General features: G+C 44.8%; 18 protein-coding genes. 15 read left to right on the forward strand and 3 right to left on the reverse strand.

The features are described 5' to 3' along the window. The first annotated feature begins 153 nt into the window (after positions 1-153). The 5 genes from ACJJI7_RS17315 (at position 154) to ACJJI7_RS17335 (ending at position 4,854) form a co-directional block, all read left to right on the forward strand. A complete protein-coding gene (locus ACJJI7_RS17315; protein WP_444901646.1) occupies positions 154-678 on the forward strand; it encodes a hypothetical protein in 525 nt (174 codons plus the stop codon). A 381-nt stretch (positions 679-1,059) separates the two neighbouring features. Beyond that, positions 1,060-2,391, forward strand: coding sequence for a S8/S53 family peptidase (locus tag ACJJI7_RS17320; RefSeq protein ID WP_444901645.1), 1,332 nt, complete (start codon positions 1,060-1,062; stop codon positions 2,389-2,391). Between the two features lie 271 nt (positions 2,392-2,662). Further along, positions 2,663-3,298 (forward strand): HAD-IA family hydrolase, encoded by a 636-nt coding sequence (locus ACJJI7_RS17325; protein WP_444901644.1) that lies wholly within the window; start codon positions 2,663-2,665, stop codon positions 3,296-3,298. Beyond that, positions 3,298-3,858: an HD domain-containing protein gene (locus ACJJI7_RS17330; protein ID WP_444901643.1), complete on the forward strand. Its 561-nt coding sequence runs from the start codon at positions 3,298-3,300 to the stop codon at positions 3,856-3,858. Before ACJJI7_RS17325 ends, ACJJI7_RS17330 begins: the two co-directional genes overlap by 1 nt. Positions 3,859-4,059: 201 nt before the next feature. Continuing rightward, complete coding sequence (locus tag ACJJI7_RS17335; protein ID WP_020415312.1) at positions 4,060-4,854, forward strand: penicillin-binding transpeptidase domain-containing protein; 795 nt, start codon at positions 4,060-4,062, stop codon at positions 4,852-4,854. Between the two features lie 157 nt (positions 4,855-5,011). Here ACJJI7_RS17335 and ACJJI7_RS17340 read toward each other — a convergent pair whose 3' ends face one another. Next, positions 5,012-5,896, reverse strand: coding sequence for a ketopantoate reductase family protein (locus tag ACJJI7_RS17340; RefSeq protein WP_444901642.1), 885 nt, complete (start codon positions 5,894-5,896; stop codon positions 5,012-5,014). 430 nt (positions 5,897-6,326) lie between these two features. On the opposite strand from ACJJI7_RS17340, the gene ACJJI7_RS17345 reads away from it, so the two are divergent. The 9 genes from ACJJI7_RS17345 (at position 6,327) to ACJJI7_RS17385 (ending at position 15,578) form a co-directional block, all read left to right on the forward strand. Further along, positions 6,327-6,674 carry a hypothetical protein gene (locus tag ACJJI7_RS17345; protein WP_282950678.1) on the forward strand — a complete coding sequence of 116 codons (348 nt, stop codon included), beginning with the start codon at positions 6,327-6,329 and terminating at the stop codon, positions 6,672-6,674. A gap of 99 nt (positions 6,675-6,773) precedes the next feature. After that, positions 6,774-7,160, forward strand: coding sequence for a BlaI/MecI/CopY family transcriptional regulator (locus tag ACJJI7_RS17350; RefSeq protein ID WP_020415315.1), 387 nt, complete (start codon positions 6,774-6,776; stop codon positions 7,158-7,160). Further along, positions 7,157-8,110, forward strand: a complete 954-nt coding sequence (locus ACJJI7_RS17355; protein WP_444901641.1) for a hypothetical protein — start codon at positions 7,157-7,159, stop codon at positions 8,108-8,110. Before ACJJI7_RS17350 ends, ACJJI7_RS17355 begins: the two co-directional genes overlap by 4 nt. Positions 8,111-8,189: 79 nt before the next feature. Then, a complete protein-coding gene (locus tag ACJJI7_RS17360) occupies positions 8,190-9,434 on the forward strand; it encodes a TolC family protein (protein WP_282950676.1) in 1,245 nt (414 codons plus the stop codon). Next, positions 9,431-10,660, forward strand: coding sequence for an efflux RND transporter periplasmic adaptor subunit (locus ACJJI7_RS17365; RefSeq protein WP_444901640.1), 1,230 nt, complete (start codon positions 9,431-9,433; stop codon positions 10,658-10,660). Before ACJJI7_RS17360 ends, ACJJI7_RS17365 begins: the two co-directional genes overlap by 4 nt. A gap of 9 nt (positions 10,661-10,669) precedes the next feature. After that, complete coding sequence (locus tag ACJJI7_RS17370; RefSeq protein ID WP_444901639.1) at positions 10,670-13,825, forward strand: efflux RND transporter permease subunit; 3,156 nt, start codon at positions 10,670-10,672, stop codon at positions 13,823-13,825. Between the two features lie 62 nt (positions 13,826-13,887). Next, positions 13,888-14,583, forward strand: a complete 696-nt coding sequence (locus ACJJI7_RS17375; protein ID WP_425411211.1) for a HupE/UreJ family protein — start codon at positions 13,888-13,890, stop codon at positions 14,581-14,583. Between the two features lie 64 nt (positions 14,584-14,647). Beyond that, entirely contained in the window at positions 14,648-15,196 is a 549-nt protein-coding gene (locus ACJJI7_RS17380) for a hypothetical protein (protein ID WP_020415321.1), read from the forward strand. A gap of 46 nt (positions 15,197-15,242) precedes the next feature. Then, on the forward strand, positions 15,243-15,578 hold the full coding sequence (locus ACJJI7_RS17385; RefSeq protein ID WP_020415322.1) for a DUF6488 family protein: 336 nt from the start codon (positions 15,243-15,245) through the stop codon (positions 15,576-15,578). Positions 15,579-15,685: 107 nt separating this feature from the next. Here the strand turns inward: ACJJI7_RS17385 and ACJJI7_RS17390 are convergent, their stop codons facing one another. Both ACJJI7_RS17390 and ACJJI7_RS17395 read right to left on the reverse strand, forming a co-directional pair. After that, positions 15,686-16,570 (reverse strand): SDR family oxidoreductase, encoded by an 885-nt coding sequence (locus ACJJI7_RS17390; protein ID WP_020415323.1) that lies wholly within the window; start codon positions 16,568-16,570, stop codon positions 15,686-15,688. Between the two features lie 34 nt (positions 16,571-16,604). After that, positions 16,605-17,693, reverse strand: coding sequence for an alkene reductase (locus tag ACJJI7_RS17395; protein ID WP_444901638.1), 1,089 nt, complete (start codon positions 17,691-17,693; stop codon positions 16,605-16,607). 109 nt (positions 17,694-17,802) lie between these two features. Here ACJJI7_RS17395 and ACJJI7_RS17400 point away from each other — a divergent pair, with 109 nt between their 5' ends. After that, entirely contained in the window at positions 17,803-18,660 is an 858-nt protein-coding gene (locus ACJJI7_RS17400) for a LysR family transcriptional regulator (RefSeq protein WP_444901637.1), read from the forward strand. The last annotated feature ends 21 nt before the right edge of the window (positions 18,661-18,681 follow it).

An 18,681-nucleotide genomic window follows, 5' to 3' on the forward strand; every position in this document is an offset into this window, starting at 1 on the left:
ATTATCTGTTCCGCTATGTATGATGTGCTTTGTATAGCGCTCCTTAAAGTATCTCCGTAATCAGAAGGAGATGGATTTTTTATGATGCATAAATAAATTGATAATTATATTTTAAATTGATTTCTGGGTTTTAATAAAAGTTAGAGAGAAATTATGTTTACAATAGACGAAAATGACTTCAATCGAACGTATGATGAAAAGCGCGACACTCTAGTTTTAAAAGATGACTTACCTGTTGCGGTTAGAGATGAGCAAGTCTTAAGGAGTCTTGGAACCGTTATATCAATCCCAGGAGTTACTTCAGGTAATGCTCTCCGCCTAAAAAATATTACAAACTCGCCACTGAGGGATTATATTCCAGAGGAAGAGCATATTTGGGTCAACCCTAATTATACAAGTTATGGAACTGCGTGGGAGAAAGCTGGTTTCGAAAAGCCTGATAGAGGTCTGGGTGACTTGGATCACCTTCATTCCAAAGAATGGGCAAAAAAAGGGGGATATGGGTATGTTGTCCTGATTCCCGTCAGATCGGGCGTAAATAGAAGCGTGGGTACCCTCGAAAAGAGCCAGGTAAGTTTAACCTCAAGAAATCATAGCCTCAAAGAACCTATTTTCTACGGCAATTATATTCACTGGGGCAAAATATGGAAACTTAAAATCGATCTTAGACGTGATTGAATGCAGATTTTATAGTGTTAAATCTGATTTCAGGCTTGATTTCACAGTGACATTTTTTAGAGGGTGCTTGTCAGATGAATTCTAATCTAGTAAAGATAAACTAGGCATCATTGACCGTACTCTGGTTTCTCACTTATTGTTATCAAATAGATCTGAATCGTTCAATATCTCCTCCTGATTTTTCAATTTAAAGTCTATTCAATTGAATGTGACTTTACTCAAAATTTGTTAGCCTATCATTGCCTTTCCGTATCTTCCATGTTCCTATTTATTCACTGCTAAGAGATCCTGCCGGGGAGAAATTGCGGTGTTGTCACCCTTGGCTTGTAGTAGTCCAAACTAAAATATCCAAATAAATTCCAGTATAAAAGGAAAATAGTTTTGAATAAGGTTATATTGACGGTTCTACTGATTGTATTCAGTTTTAAAGTGCTCGCATCTGACCCGAACGTAGAGCAAGCACGAGAGTCTTTGGATACCATCAAGGAGCTTACTCCCTGGTCTTGGGAAGAGCCCATTACCCCGATATTTGATAGCTACTTAGCAGCTGATTTCGATCAATACCAGGGAAGGTATAAATCTTTATACATGGTAGAAGATCTACTGATGCATAAGTGGGGCCAGTCTATTACTGAATTTATTGTACTGGCTGAACTATTGTACACTTTCCAGCCGGAAGATTATCAGCAAGAGAATCTGCCGGTATTTGAAGCAGCTATTCATGAATTGGATGAGTTCAGGTTAGCAATTAATGAATTTTTATTGCCCTATGTGCCGAGCTACAGTCTTAAACAGCAAAGTTTAGTTAGGCATTTTGATGGAGAAGGGATCGTTATAGCGGTATTCGATTTATTTGACCCTATACGATTGAAGGAGCAGCGTGAAATGTACCCAAATATTGAGGCTGAAGTTCAATTTGGTGACCCTATTACTTTTCTGCACGGAAATACTGTGATTGATATCATCCTGGATATCGCGCCTAAGGCCACTATTGTTCCAGTGAGTACAGAGAGTAAAACTTACAACGAAGCTATGGAATACATGCGTGCTCGTGAGGATATTAGTGTTATCAACATGAGCAGGGCATTTCACATTACCGACGATCAGTTAGATCAGGAGTTTGCCGATCATTTATCCAGTATCCTGCAGACAAAAATCTTTACAAAGTCCATTGGTAATACAGGAACAGACTTGGATGGAGTAAATACAGATGTTCGTGAGCGCTTAGGTCTGCCGCCGCTTGGTAGCTTTTTCACTTACGACCTGGAGTTAATAAAATCATTTCTTGTGCGAAATGAGGGTCAGCCTGGTGATAAGAACTTAATGTTCGCGATTAATTTGCAGCCTTTTTCAAATGAGGTTTCACTGACCGCCACCGTGCCTGGGTACAATCAGTTGGCTAGTGATCGAAGCTTTGCAATCGCGGGTGATGCGGTCTACTCAGCTTCAAGCAACAATTTTGAGTCCGGTAGTTCCTTTTCCGCGCCACAACTGGCAGCAGTGAGCGTTCTTTTACTGGATGCTGCAGAACGCTATGGTTTCTCTGGGAGTGAGGCAACTCAAAGGGTAGTACAAGCACTTCAATCGACAGCAAGACACTCACATCTGGGGGCTAACAATACAGGTCTCGGTTTTGTTGATGCTCAAAGAGCGTGGCATAAGGTGAAAGGTAAGGGCAGATATAAGCCCCATCCACGTACTGCTGAAAAGTAGTCAGTAATTGATATTTAGAAGATTTCTAATCTGGCAGGGACTTCTCTGTCAGGTTAGATACTATTGGGTTCCTGCCTAGATCAAGTAATAAAGAGATAAGCTCAAAAGTGGCTCTCATCCCCAGTAATAATCGAAGATATCATTGCAAATTAATTAGTATACTATACCTTTAACCTCCCATCGAATATTCAAGTAAACGGCCTTGTCAATATTGATTGCCAAATATCCTGGCTGAATGACTTCTGGTGAATTTATATAAATGGAGAGTGTAATGGATAAGTGCTTTCTTTTTGATAATGACGGTACCTTAGTTGACAGTGAGTATCTCTGTAATATCGGTTTGGCCAAAATGTTCCATCGATACGCCATAAAGCTTGATCCGGAGGAGTTGGTTATACGCTTTAGAGGATGGAAATTGGCCAGTATTCTCGTGATTTTAGAGCGAGAGAATGAGGTGACTCTACCGGATAATTTTGTTGATGAATATCGCTCGGTAGTATCAGACCTGTTCGATAGAGAGCTAAAGCCAGTGAATGGTGTGATCAACGCTCTTGAGGCACTGAATGGGCCTAAAGCTGTGGTTTCCAGTGGGCCATTGTCTAAAATTAAGCATGCGCTAAAGCTATGTGGGTTATCTCATTATTTTGGCGATAACCTATACAGCTCATATGATGTGGGGATCTGGAAGCCTGATCCTGGTATCTATTTGCATGCTGCCAAAGAGATGGGTTATACGGCTGAACAGTGTGTCGTAGTAGATGATGGGCCCGTAGGTGTCGAAGCGGGTTCCAAAGCCGGTATGAGTACTTTCTTTTATAATCGATATAATGAAAAATGTGATATTGATGGTGTTATAAGTTTTACAACCATGAATTCACTACCAGCATTAATAAACGCAGGGGTTTAATGAAGTTAAATTGGTCGCAAGACGTATATCTCAAAGTCTGGAATTTTGCAACCATAGTACATAGTGGGCAAAGGTACGCTAGTTCGGTAGCTGGTCAAGATTTCCCGTACATTAATCATATCGGAAGTGTGGCTATGGAGTTGATCTTTGGATTAGCTTCAGATGTTAACCTTAACGGTAACCTCGCCATTCAGTGTGCTTTACTCCATGATACTTTGGAAGATACTGAGGTTGATTTTGAATTCATAAAGTTCACATTTGGTGGGGATGTAGCTGAGGGTGTTCAGGCACTCACTAAAGACGATACATTAGTTACAAAGCAGGAACAGATGCTTGATTCGCTGAAGCGTATTAAGCTTCAGCCTAAAGAAATTTGGATGGTAAAAATTGCGGATCGAATAACCAATTTATCTGAACCACCGGCACACTGGGATTCAGTGAGGAAATCTGCATACCTGCAAGAGGCAATGGTTATCTATCAACATTTACATGAAGCAAATGAGTTGTTGGGTGCCAGGCTCCAAAAGCGTATTGAAAGCTATCGAAAGTATATCGGTTAGCAAATTCTTATACCATATTCCGATTTCGTACACATAGTTCCAAGATGAAGATAACTTCAGCTTCAATGAAGATTTGATTTTATTTGAGATGCCAGTCCATTGGATAACTGCTATGTTAGTGGTTTACTGGGCATTGACTGGCGGTGTTTTAGCTTGCTGACAGATTTTTAGTGCCTCAATCAAAAAAAGGTTTAGAAAATAATGAATGTCATTAAACGTTGCTTGAGAGTAGGCACTTTTTTTGCATTTTTGATTACCAGTCATGCTTGGGCTTCCGAGGATTTGATATGTGATGAGTCCTGTACATTTGTTCTTAAGAGTGAACGTGAATCCAAGTTTACAGTTATCAATCAAAGCAGGGCAGATACAAGGCTTTCACCTTTTTCCACCTTTAAAATACCCAATACCTTAATAGCCCTGGATTTGGGTGTTGTAAGTAGCTTGAATCAAGAGCTCACTTACGACCATGAGAAGTACCCAGCACAGAGGTGGTGGCCTACGGTTTGGTATGAAAAGCCACTCCCAATACGGGCTGCGTTCCAAAATTCTGCAGTTCCTATATACCAGCAAATCGCCTTTCAGGTTGGTGTGGAAAGAATGAATCAGTATTTGACAAGATTTAACTACGGAAATATGGATATTTCCTCTGGAGTGGATCGTTTCTGGTTAGATGGTAGTTTAAAGATTTCTGCTCGAGAACAGGTTAACTTCCTACATAAGTTATTTAGTGGGCAACTGCCGGTATCCTCAGATACATTGGTTTCTTTTAAAAAAATCATGCTGGTTGAGGAAACTGACAAATATAAATTCTATGCAAAAACGGGTGGAGGGCAAACCTCAAAAGGATACGCATTAGGCTGGTATATTGGTATTGTGGAATCCAAGGATAATGTGCATTACTTTGCGCTTAATATGGACGGGGATACGTTTGGTGAGGTTCAAAAGAATAGAGTTAAAATGGCTAAGCAGCAGTTAATAAAGCTTGGGATCCTTTAAATAACCCCTAATACTTCATATGCATACAATGAGTCAATATGCTAACGGACTCATTGTATTTCCTTTGTGAAGAGTTTGTGCTACAGGTTATGGAATTCGGTAGGCCAACCATTAAAAATAATTATATGTTAGTGATAAAATATATTAGAATATAATTTTAATATAGGTTTGGATATCTTGACTTGAACTCCTTTATCGCTTCGGAATTGTAAGGGGTGGGGATATTCATCTTCCTTCCGAGTTCAACGATATGGCCATTTAAGGAGGCAATTTCAGTTTTTTTATTCTCTTTGATATCCTGGTAAGTGGATGGGTAATGATTCATATCCTTTACTCTATGATAAATGTTGTCCCAAAGAGTCTCTTTACTTTGATCAAATTCAATCTTTCTTGATAAAATATCATATGACTCAAAGTATGTATTTCTTATCCTTTTAGTTATTTTTTCGTCTTCGAATAAACCTTTATAGTTCTTTAAATAAATCGCAGAGAATATATTGGTTGAGCAGTTAAAGATGGCTTTTATAGCTCTCTGCTGAGAGATCTGTTTGGTTGTAGCTATCTCAATTTCTGCATCCTTAAATACGGAATATATTTTACATGTGTGCTCACTTTTTTCTATAAGAAAGCCTTTACCTCTAATGTAAGTGAGCTGATTGCCACGCAAATTAAATCCGTCATTAACAACAGCGATGAAAGTATTCTTTTCACTTGAGCCTATAAATTCGGATATGTCAAAAATACAATTTTGCAGCAAAATATTGATTTTTGACTTGATCTTGCTTTTGGCTAAAAGGTCCAGATTTTCTTTTACATCAAAAAGCTTGGAAGTTAACAGTACAATGTCATAAGAGGTGCCGTTTTTTAATGCTTTAGAAACTGGAGGGAAATTATACTTTTTGTTATTGATGTAAAGTTGTCTTCCAACTTTTTCAGCTTTTCGGCCTATGACGTCTACATGGTACTGCGCATTGTAAAGTTTTGTAGCTATATATGAGCCAACTGAACCTGCTCCAAGAACTAATATTTTCTCGTCTTTCATGGTAACTTTTCACACTTTATGATTGATAGCACAAATTAGCGCGGGCACTTTCTGTAGATGGGTACTTAAAGTGGAACAATCAATAAGTGTAGCGCAATTAAAAGACTTTCTTCCCTTAGGCACGATATTCATTATATCTTTCTATATATGACCTGTTAACTATTCTGTACAGCGGTAATGGTTAAGTAAAGGTCAACAAGACTTGAGCTCATTTAAGTCATCAATTGTCAAAAATTTGATGTGTTTTATTTGGTATATTTCTAGGTTAAAATCGATGGTGTAAATCCTTAGTTGCGTGCCGCTAAACCCCTTGAGCTATCATCTGAGTAACTTAACTATGATTGGATTTTTTTTATTTCCACTTCCAGGTAAATTGAGTCAGTAATTAATGTATAAGCCAAGCCAGCTGGATAAAATAATGAGAGGCATAATGCTTGGTTTTATCCCTCCTACATTTGCTTTATTCGCATATATTGCATTTTTTGCCAGAGGAGCAAGAACTGCAGTGGGAGTAAGCGATGTTGGTGATTTGTTATTTCTATCTTATGGAGAAATATTAATTGCATCATATATTTTTCTTTATATTGTTTCAGCAGTACTAGGTTATTTTATTGGATGGGATGGCTTTAGGTTGGTGGCGAAAAAAACAGGTGGGATTGTTGAAAAGATAAAGTTCCCTAGGAAAGTATCGGATCGGGTATTTGGTCCCAAAGTAGATATGGATGCCAAGATAATCAGTCCGAGAGAGCGAGTGGAGATGATGCATGATAAATCGTAGTTGATATAGGTTTATACCATCAGAAAAACCTATTGACGATCGGTTTTTGACGTTCTACCATCACTTAAAGAATGATTTTCACTGTTGGAATAATGGTCTATGCGACTTGGCGATCTTGAGAAACAGGTGCTCCAATATCTCTGGGATAGAAAATCTGCGGATGCCAAACAGGTCCACTCGGACTTGAGCCGGGCCCGTGGAGGATCTCTCAATACCATCCAAAGCACGCTGGACCGCCTCTACAAGAAAGGTTTGCTGTCCCGGGAGAAGCAGGGGCATGCATTCCAATACAGCCCGGCAGTGGAGCGCTATGAGTTTGTCGGGCAGCTGATTCAAGACGTTACTCGTGAGTTTGTTGATGATGAGAACGGGCTGGTAGCCGCATTTACCTCTATCTCATCGGAACTGAGCGAAAGTCAATTAGAGCAACTGGAGCAGTTGATCGAAAGCCAGAAGGTAAAACGCCAGCAGGGTGATCGCGAATGATTTTGGGGCAGGTTGCACTCTGGCTAAACCTGCTGACTATTGCGGTGCTTGGCCTGTTTGTCGGCATTATACTGGTGTCAGCTGCCTGCCTTTATGCTTCCCGGCATTTACTTCACTTGTCTGCCAGTAGTCGGCGTTTACTGCTATGGAGCGCGGTATTGCTGCCGTGGTTCGCGGCTTTCTCTGCCGCTGTTATCCTGGCATTCCCAAACCTTTTAGGGGGCGTTGCATCTCTGGCGCACTGGCACCATATCAACGCTTTTAATCTCTACAGTTGGCATGGTGTTTTTACCATTGCGTTTCTTTTCCTTACCGGGTTTTTGGTGTTTCAAAGTTTTAAACGAGTCCATCGTCATTTGGCGCAGCTCCGATTGTTAATGCAACTTTGCGAAAGGGATAAGTCTGATCAGAGTATTATCCAGGCCCAGGGTCCCCAAGCTTTCACCAGTGGTCTGCTCCGTCCACAAGGGTTTTATACCAGCGGTCTGCGAGACCAGTTAACAGCGGAAGAGTTTGAGGTGGTGCGCCTACATGAGGAAGCCCATGCGCAAAAATTTGATCCTCTGAAGAAATTAATATTCGCTTTGTTTGCCAGCTTTTTCCCTACGCGTTTGGGGAATTATCTGAATCGACAGATGGCGCTGTGTATGGAGCAGCGTGCAGACGCTTATGCCCATAGGCAGGGGTGGAGTGAGACCTTTATCGCCCAAACCCTGCTTAAGGTAACCCGTATCTCCAATGGGTTGCAGCCCAAAGAGAGAAGTTCAGCATTGGTCTGTTATTTCGCTCTTGACCAGTTGGATGCCCGTATACGTTACTTGCTGTCTGATAATAAGGGGCGCAACTTATCCCCTTTATTGTTAGCTGGATTGTTTGTAGTTCTCACTGGCACTTGCCTTGTGTCGGTGGATGCGCTCCACCACACCGTCGAAACCCTGTTCTCCCACTAAGGAAGCCGAAGTGTTTAATTGTTTGCGTTTAGTCATAACTAAAAAACCGACTATAGATCGGTTTTTTATGGCCGGGGCTGTGTTCATTTTAGTCGCATTGAGTGGGGCCCTTAGGGCAGAGCAGGGCGAGGAGTTATCGGGCCTCACTTATGAGCAGGCAATTCTTAAAAGCTTGCAAAATCACCCTGAACTGGCGGGTTACCGATATCAGTTTGAAGCTGTGGATGCTCTATCCGAGCACGCCAAGCTAGGACCACGACCGGAGCTTAGTGTTGCCGCTGAGGGGGTGGGAGAGGATAAGAGCAGCGATGGCAACGACAGTTCCCAGGTAACAGTCGGCATCAGTTGGCTATTACAGGGTGATCTCGCAGAAAAACGTGTATTGGCTGCACGCAGCAAGACTCCTGTGATTGAGGCCCAAAAGCAGGTTCTTGAATTGGAAATTGCCGCTAATACCGCGCGTTACTTTTTCCAGGTCCTGGCGCACCAGGAACGCCTGAAAATTGCTAAAACAGCTGTCGACCTGGCTCGCAATATGACCGCTGAAATTAATCGTCAGGTTAGTGTTGGCAGAACGAATGAAGCCGATGCTTTTCGGGCTGAAGTCGATTTGCAGCGTCGACTCTTAGCTGTGGAAGATGTCGAACACGAATTGGATATTGCCAGATATCAATTAGCTGCCCAGTGGGGCTCCAGAGAGCCCAGCTTTCTTGGGGTGGCGGGCTCTCTTTCCAGTGTCATTCCAGAAGTTGATTTATCTAGATTGCGAAGCTTGGTTGCGAGCAACCCAAATTTGGAAATATTCATGAGCCGCGAGCGCGTGAAGCAGGCGGAAATTGATTTGGCACGTGCAGAAGCGGGCATTCAGTGGCGGATTGATACAGGAATTCGTCGCAACGAAGCGAGCGGAGATTATGGATTGGTGGCCGGCTTCGCAATCCCACTAGGAAAGGGCGATCGCAATCGCGGCAAGGTATCTGCTTTGAGGGCGGAACAGAATCGTTTCCGAGCAGAAAGAAATGCGAAAGAGATTGCATTGGATACACAACTCTTTGTGATGACCCAAAGGCTACAGCATCACCGGCACGTGGCTGCCGCCTTGAATGAAAAGATGATTCCCAGTCTGGATAAGGCGCTCACCGCTACGCAAAAAGCCTATCGACGTGGCCGCTATAACTACTCGGAATTGGCACTAGCCCAACAGGGACTTACCGATGCGCAGCTTTCACTGCTCCAGGCACAGTACAACGCACACCTTAGCCTGATTGAAATTGAAAAACTCACCGGCCTGTCAGTGGCACAGATAAGCGAGAGCGAGATATGAGATCCGCAGTTTTTTCCAGCCTGATATTCAGTGCTTTACTTTCCTTGTTCCTTAGTGGCAGCGGCAGTGTCTATGCGGCCGGAGCTGTCGCTGGGGCGGAACCGGAAAAAGGGCCCAATCGTGGGCGCATGTTGCGTGAAGGTGATTTTGCCGTTGAGCTAAGTATTTATGAAACTGGTGTTCCCCCGGAGTTTCGGGTTTGGGTGAGTAATGATGGAGAGCTGGTTAATCCTCAGCAGGTTGATCTTAAAGTGGTTCTTACAAGGCTTGGAGATGGAGAGGATCACATCGAGTTCAGGCCCGAGGGGGATTATCTGCGTGGTGATATGGTGATCTATGAGCCCCACTCATTTGTTGTGACTCTAACAGCCAAGTACCAGGGGCAAGAACACCGTTGGCAATATGATAACTTTGAGGGGCGAACCCGTATTGAATCCGCTATTGCTGAATCCATGGAAATTGATACGGAAACCGTTGGCCCAGCCAGGATGAGTGAAACCAGCCGCGCTTACGGCAGGCTTATTGTAGACCCAGAGCAGGTACGTGAAATTAGTGCACGTTTCGACGGCTATGTAGAAGCTGTGCAGGTGGGATTGGGGGAGCGCGTTAAAAAAGGGCAACCCCTAATTGCCATTAACAGCAATCAAAACCTAAACACCTACACTATTCAATCACCAATTGCCGGTGTAGTTGTCCAGCGCAATGTAAACCCTGGTGAACAGACCGCAGGTCGAGTTTTATTAACGGTTGCCGATGATACTGCTTTGTTGGCAGAGCTGGATGTTTTTCCCTCGACACGCCCCCAGATTCGCCAGGGCGCGCCCGTTTCCGTCAATATCAAGTCCCTGGAAACTCCTCTGCTCGGGGTAGTAAAACAAATTGATACTTTGATGAAGCCCAACCAGGCCACTGCCGTTCGAGTGTCACTGCAAGATATACCCTCAGGCCTCGCACCAGGTTCTTTTGTAAGCGGCGATATCCAAGTTGCTGAATATGAGGTGCCTCTTGCCGTCAAGCGTTCCGGTTTACAGGCGTTCCGCGATTTTACTGTCGTTTATGCCAAGGTGGGCGACCAGTATGAAGTGCGTATGTTGGAGTTAGGGCGTGAAGCCGGTGATTGGGTTGAAGTGCTGGGGGGGATTCGACCGGGAATCGAGTATGTCACCGGTAACAGCTACATCATTAAAGCGGACATTGAAAAGTCCGGTGCATCCCACGATCACTGAGGGTTCGACATGCTTGAGTACTTGATAAGAACCTCAATTCAAAATCGCGGGCTGGTTATTGCCCTTGTGCTACTACTGTGCGGTTTGGGCATTTGGAATTTCACCCGGCTGCCCATTGATGCGGTACCGGATATCACCAATATCCAGGTGGTTATTAATACGGAGGCACCGGGGTATACCCCTAAAGAAGTTGAGCAACGGGTTACATACCCAGTGGAAAATGCAATGGCTGGTTTGCCGAGCCTTGCTTATACACGCTCCGTTTCGCGGTATGGATTGTCGCAGGTTACGGTGATTTTTGAAGATGGCACCGATATTTATTTTGCCCGCCAGTTAGTGAATGAACGGCTCACTAGTGTACGTGGTGCACTGCCTGCTGGTTTGGAGCCGGAGCTTGGACCCATCGCCACGGGTCTTGGCGAAATCTTTATGTTCACAGTGGACTCTGAACCTGGAGCCACCAATGCTGATGGCAGTGCCGTAACACCTAAGGACTTGCGTTCGGTGCATGACTGGATTGTGCGCCCGCAGTTATTGCGTGTACCAGGTGTGGTGGAAGTCAATCCGATTGGCGGGTTCAAGAGAGAAATTCTGATTGCTATAGAGCCGGATAAACTGCTGGCATTTGGCCTGACGCAGGAAGACCTGATTCGCTCGATCGAGGAGAACAATCGTAACCGCGGTGTAGGCTTTATTGAACACAGTGGCGCCCAGTGGTTGTTGCGGGTTCCGGGGCAGGCAAGCTCGTTAGAGACACTGAAGGATTTCCTGGTTGCGGAAGTGAATGGCGTTGCTGTTCGCCTTGGCGACTTGGCCAAGATCGAAGAGGGGCGCGAAATGCGCACCGGAGCGGCTACTCAGAACGGCAGGGAAGTGGTGATGAGCACCGTTTTCATGCTGGTTGGCGAAAATAGTCGCACCGTTGCAGGTGCAGTTGGTGAAAAGCTAGAGGATATCAAACAGAGCCTACCGCCTGGTATCACATTGACTGCGGTTTATGATCGTACCGGTCTGGTTGACCAGACATTGCGCACGATCCAAACCAATCTTATGGAAGGTGCGCTGCTGGTTATCGCGGTTCTTTTCCTGCTGCTGGGGAATGTTCGCGCAGCAATTCTCACTGCGCTGGTCATTCCGGTAGCCATGTTAATGACTATCACCGGCATGGTTCAGGCCCGCGTAAGTGCAAACCTGATGAGTCTGGGGGCGCTGGACTTTGGCTTGTTGGTGGATGGGGCCATCATTATTGTCGAGAACTGTCTGCGACGTCTCAGCGAATCCGCCCGCGAGCGTGGCCAGTTGAGTCTTAAAGAGCGGCTTACCCTGGTATTTCAATCGACGCGGGAAGTGATTCGCCCGGCCATGTTTGGTGTTTTCATTATCACAGCCGTGTATTTACCCATTTTTGCCCTGACCGGAGTGGAGGGCAAGATGTTCCATCCGATGGCAATTACCGTGGTGATTGCGCTGCTTTCTGCGATGTTTCTTTCCATCACTTTGGTGCCAGCCGGCATAGCGCTGCTATTTCGCAAACCGGTGATCGAAAAGAAAAACCCTGCACTTGAGAAGCTGAATAGCTTTTATCGCCCGGCCTTGGAGTTTGCACTGCGCCAGCGTGGCATGGTTGTCGCTATTGCTGCGCTACTGGTGTTGGTTTCCTGTTATACGGCAAGCAGAATGGGTAGCGAATTTGTGCCGAATCTGGATGAAGGCGATATTGCCATGCACGCCTTGCGTATTCCCGGCACATCCCTGGAACAAGCGATTGCACTACAAAAATCCTTGGAGGAGCGGATTAAAGAGTTGCCCGAAGTGGAGCGTGTATTCGCCAAAATTGGTACTGCGGAAGTGGCTACCGATGCCGTTCCCCCAAGTGTTGCCGATAACTTTATTATCCTAAAACCCAGGTCTCAGTGGCCAGATCCGGATAAGCCGAAAGAGCAATTGGTAGAAGAGCTGGCAAAGCTGGTAGAGCCAATCCCCGGCAACCGCTATGAATTTCTCCAGCCAATCCAGATGCGCTTTAACGAGCTTTTAGCTGGGGTGCGTGCGGAATTGGCGATCAAAGTCTTTGGCGATGACTTTGAGCAATTAGAGCGTTTGGGCGGTGAAATTGAAGCGGCTATTGGCAGTGTAGAAGGCGTTGCTGATATACAGATGGAGCAAACCAGCGGTTTACCGGTTCTCGCCATTGTTCCTGACCAGGCCGCACTAACCCAGTATGGGCTGGCTATCAATCAGGTACAGGAGCAGCTGGCAACCGCCCTGGGAGGTACGGTTGCTGGCCGCTTTTATGAAGGAGACCGCCGCACCGATATTGTTGTGCGTTTGCCAGAGGTATTGCGCCAGGATTTGGATGCGCTAAAGAAACTGCCGATTCATCGACCCAATGGCAACTATGTGCCCCTGGAGGAAATTGCCAGCTTGGAACTCACTGCCGGTATCAATCAGGTTTTCCGCGAGAACGGTAAACGCAGGGTAGTGGTAACGGCCAATGTGCGGGGTAGGGATCTGGGTAGCTTTGTTGCTGATGTACAGCAGTCCGTTTCCGATAAAGTGGAAATACCACTCGGTTACTGGGTTGAATACGGCGGAACCTATCAAACCCTACAGTCTGCTACTGAACGCTTATCGATTGTAGTGCCGCTGACCCTTGTGTTGATTATGGGGCTTCTCCTGCTGGCACTTCGCTCCATAAAAGATGCGGCAATTATTTTTACCGGTATACCCCTCGCATTAACCGGCGGTGTGCTCTCTTTAATGTTGCGGGATATCCCTTTCTCCATTTCCGCAGCCGTTGGTTTTATCGCACTTTCCGGGATTGCCATCCTTAACGGCCTGGTAATGGTTTCCTTTATCCGGGACCTGCGTGACCAAGGTTACAGCATAGAAAAGGCCATTATTGAGGGCGCCCTGATCCGCTTACGTCCGGTCATTAGTACCGCACTGGTTGCCTCACTCGGTTTTGTGCCCATGGCCCTGAATACTGGTATTGGCTCTGAAGTACAGCGCCCACTGGCTACGGTGGTTATTGGCGGTATTGTCTCATCAACAATCCTGACGCTTTTAGTCTTACCGGCACTCTACAGAATTTTACATGGCAGGAATGCCAAGTCTGAGAGCTTACAAGATAACCCTGAAGTGGCTCTGGCTGGAGCCAGTTAACTGGGCCTGTGTGCGCTTTGGTTCACAAGAATTTAGAACTTTAAAAACGGGAGGTAGTAACGTTGCTCAATAGTTTAAAAACAGTTTTCGGCTTGATGACGCTGATAGCAGGTATGGTGATATCTATGCCGCTATTTGCCCATGGAGTGGACGATGCGACCAAGACTTTTCTTGCCGGCAACGAAGGGGTATCTATTATTCCCTTTCTATATATTGGCGCCAAGCATATGGTGACTGGCTATGACCACCTGCTGTTCCTGGTGGGAGTCATTTTCTTTTTATATCGATCAAAAGATGTTCTTATCTATGTAAGCTTCTTTACGCTCGGTCATAGCTTAACTTTGTTATTTGGAGTGCTTAACGACACCCATGTGAATGCCTATTTGATCGATGCCATTATTGGATTATCCATTGTCTATAAAGGCTTCGATAATCTCGGCGGCTTCAAACGGGTTTTTGGCTTCCAGCCTAATACCAAGGCTGCCGTACTGATTTTTGGACTCTTCCACGGTTTTGGTTTGGCAACCAAATTACAGGAATTCAAGCTGTCCAGCGATGGGTTGGTGGAGAATATCCTGGCCTTTAATGTCGGAGTAGAAATTGGTCAGTTTGTTGCGTTGCTGTTTATTCTTCTCGCCATCAATTATTGGCGTCGCTTTGACAGTTTTCTGCGCTTTTCCACCATGACAAATACCTTACTAATGAGTGGTGGACTGATGTTGGTGGGTTACCAGATGACAGGCTACTTCGTAGGTTAGATAGCCAGAAAGTGACTTTATAAAGTTAATTGAACAGAAAGAATATAGATTTAGAGCTTACAGAATGAATACAACTGAAATGCCAGTGCAGACTGCACAAACGCTGATTAAATCCACACTTGCTGCTGGCGTGCTTGCAGCCATTATGTTGACCACAGTAATCCTGCCAGCTGAATACAATATAGATCCTACTGGAATTGGCAGTGCACTGGGACTGACTGAATTAAACAGTCAAGAGCAGGAAATTGCTGCACCAGAAGTAGTGCAGCGTGGCGAGCAGTCCTTTGCTTATCGGACTGACACTACAACTATTGAAGTGCCCGCTGGCCGTGGAATTGAATACAAATTTCAATTGGATAAATACGGTCATTTGGAATATGAGTGGGTAACGGAGAGTGGTGAGCTTTACTTTGATTTTCACGGCGAACCCACAGGCGATACTACCGGCTACTTTGAGAGCTTTGCTATTGCTACCGCAAATAAAATGAGTGGCTCTCTCACCACGCCTTTTGATGGTTCCCATGGCTGGTATTGGAAGAATAACGGTCAGGAGTCTGTGAAAATCACTCTAAAAACAAAGGGGTTCTACGAGGTTATTGGACTCAAACAGTAACGCTTTTTTATCAACATTCGCTAAAACCGAGAAGAAAGAGAGTATTATGAACAAACTTATTCGAGTCATCTGTGTATCAGTTACCTTAGGCTTCGCAAATCTTGCTTTCGCCCATGGTGACCATGAGAGAGACAATTTTGCCACTGTATCTATGGTAGAAGCCAAAGGCATCGCCAGCCAGGAAGTAGCTCGCCTAATCAAAGAGGGTAAGCTTAACGAGTCCTGGTCTGGCAAGCCGCTCAATGCCGCCATGCAGCGTGTTGACAACCAGCGACAGTGGGTTGTCAGCACTCAGGGTAAGGATGGGGGCCTGGATAAAATACTGAAAGTGTTTTTATCAACGGAAGGGTACTTTCTTTCTTTTAAAGTGACTGATCGTTAAAAAATCAGTAATGTTCCTGCACTGCTGTCTGTAGGCATCGGCGCAGGAACATGACCTATAACTCTGATATGCCCAATGCGGCTATGAGGGTAATTATAGCTCTACATTTAGACCTCTTTTTTACTGAACTGGCTAGCTGCGTTTTCAAAGAATGTCTTGAGTAAAGTTGGTTTTCTGTCCAGAAGTTGCTCTACGTGATTGGAAAGCTCAATCGTGTGCCCCCACTCGCGGGTTACAGGCCAAAGCTGTGCCAACGCATCGGCAGCTCTCTCTGAAACCCCCAAACTTAATAATCCTGACCTTGCTGCTTCATCACTAATAGGTTGATAGGTTATCTTCCTCTGCAGGACTTCAGATAATATATTTGATATATCCGTATAAGTTAATTTTTCTGCCCCAGTAAGAATATACTTCTTACCAATATGCTCGCCCGGTTCTACTAGTATTTTGGCTGCTATATCACCGATATCCTGATGGTCAACAGTAACAATAGCTGCCCCCGGTGCAGAGCCAAATGGAGCACTAATTGTGCTTTGTTGAGCAATTTCTTCTGCAGAGGCAAAGAAATTGCTGTTAAAACTGGCGGGCTGAAGAATTGTCCAGTTTAACGTTGATTCGATAAGATGCTCTTCTGCCTCTCCCAACCATCTAGCTATGTCAATTGGTGAATCCTTATCAGCACCTAAGCCGGAGATTTGTACAATATGCTTTACGCCAGCTTGCTCCGCTATACGAATAAAAGCGGCATGCTTATTAGTAAATGAAGGTTCGAATGCTGTAACCAAAAAGGCAGTCTCGATACCTTGCATAGCTTCCAGTAGTGAAGATTCATTCTCATAGTCTCCTATTACATAGCTGATATTGTCAGCTACGATTGGAGCTCTGGAAAGATCCCGAAGCAGGGCCCTGACAGGTATATTGGTGTTTGCAAAGTTTTTAAGAACGGCTTTGCCGTTATTTCCGGTACCGCCGGTAATTAAGATTTTTTCCATGATTACACCTAAGTGAAATTGATATATGTGTAAGTTAAGAGTTTTGTGCCACTAATGAGGGGTAATCTAAATACCCGCGTTCATCGCCAGCGAAAAATGAAGACATATCCTCTTCGTTAAAGGGGCCATTATTTGCGAGGCGCTCTACGAGGTCCGGATTGGATATAAATAAACGGCCAAATGAAATGTAATCGGCAGAGCCATCGGCAATGGCATTGTTTGCGGATTTAAGATCATACATTCCATTGGCTACGTAAAGGCCTTTATAGGTTTTGCGCAGCTGGGTGTGGTCAATGTTTGGTTGGTTCTCTCTGTCCCAGGCCCGTTCCATCATCTGTAGGTAAGCAAGGTTATATCTGTTCAGTTGGTTGACAACATATAGATAGGTTTTTTGAGCATTACTGTCCGTCAAGCTGATTTCCGGAGATAGCTTGATTCCAACTCTATTTGATCCCCAGACCTCACATAATGCAGAAGTTACTTCGAAGATGAAGCGAGCTCTGTTTTCTACACTGCCGCCGTAGGCATCTGTACGATGATTGGTGCTGTCGTGAAGAAACTGAGCCGGAAGGTAAGGCCCTGCAGCGTGGAGTTCAACCCCATCAAAGCCGGCTATAAGCGCATTCTTAGCTGCCTGCTTATAATCTGCGATAATACTTTGAATCTCCTCATATGTTAGAGCCTTCGGAACTGCATAAGGCTTCTTTCCCGTATAAGTATGTGCTTCACCCTCAGCTGCAATCGGCGAGGGAGCAACAGGTGTTTGACCGCCGATAAGGTCTGGATGTACTTCTCGGCCCATGTGCCAGAGCTGGACAAAAATTTTTCCTCCCTGACGATGTACAGCATCGGTAACCTTTTTCCAGCCCGCGATTTGCTCTTCTGTAAAAATGCCTGGGGTATTCACCCATCCAAGCCCTTGGGCTGAGATCGCGGTAGCTTCCGAGATAATCATCGCCGCACTGGCACGCTGGGCGTAATACTTGGCGTTAACGTCTGTTGGTACACCATCTCGACCGATCCTTGCACGTGTCAAGGCAGCCATAATGATACGGCTATCAGTTTCCATATGGCCGAGCTTTCCGTGGGAAAAAATGCTCAGATCACTGTCTTTTTTAGTCATTTCTGTTGACTCTGCTTGTTTCGACAGGACGCAGATTAGCCATACTCCCGATAAAATAATAATGGTATATTTGGATCAAAATGATAGATTCTATGAATCGAGTATTGATATGACCCAAGAGCAGCTCAAGATGTTTATTGCCGTTGTGGAGCAGGGAAGCTTTCGTGGAGCGGCCAAGGCGATTTTCAAAACCCAGCCGACGATTAGTAATGCGGTTAAGAAGCTTGAAGAAGAATTTGGCTTTCCCTTATTTGATAGGGATAGCTATAGACCGAACCTCACAAAACAGGGGCAGGCTTTTTATCAGCAGACTAAGAGAGTTATGCAAAGCCTCGAGCAGCTCTCTGTAATGGGGCACCAGCTTGGTGCGGGAATAGAACCCAAATTTACTGTGGTCATTAGTGGTATTGTCGAGCTAAGCCCACTTCTGGAACAGATCAAACCTATAGTGCTGTCTTTTCCTAATACGGATTTTAGTATTAGCACTGAACTATTGTCTGGCGTAATGGAGCGCATAGATGGCAATGAAGCTGATCTGGCATTTGCTACTTTGTTCGGCGTTGAGAGCAAGCATGAGTGGAAGAAAATAGGGCAGGTCGAATTAGTTAATGTTGTGGCTCCTGATGTTTTTCCTGGCGATGAAATTTCACAATTGGAGGCTGCACAACTACCCCAAATTGTCGTCAGGGATACGGGCCGCTCAGAAAATAAGGGAAATATCAACTTGCTGGAAGTTGGGCGCAGATGGTTTGTTAATGACTACCATACAAAAAAAGAGCTGACCCTTGCTGGACTTGGTTGGGGTCGAATACCAAGGCACTTCATAAAGAGTGAACTAGAGCGAGGTTTGCTTGTACCTATTAATGTTGAGGGGATTGAAGCATTTAGCAGTTTTGATCTATGTATTATTCGTAATAGAGAGCGCTCTTTGGGACCAATTGCTGGTAGATTTTGGGACTCTTTTTAAGGTTGGTATATTTTTAATACA

It is taken from the genome of Microbulbifer variabilis, from assembly GCF_056232115.1.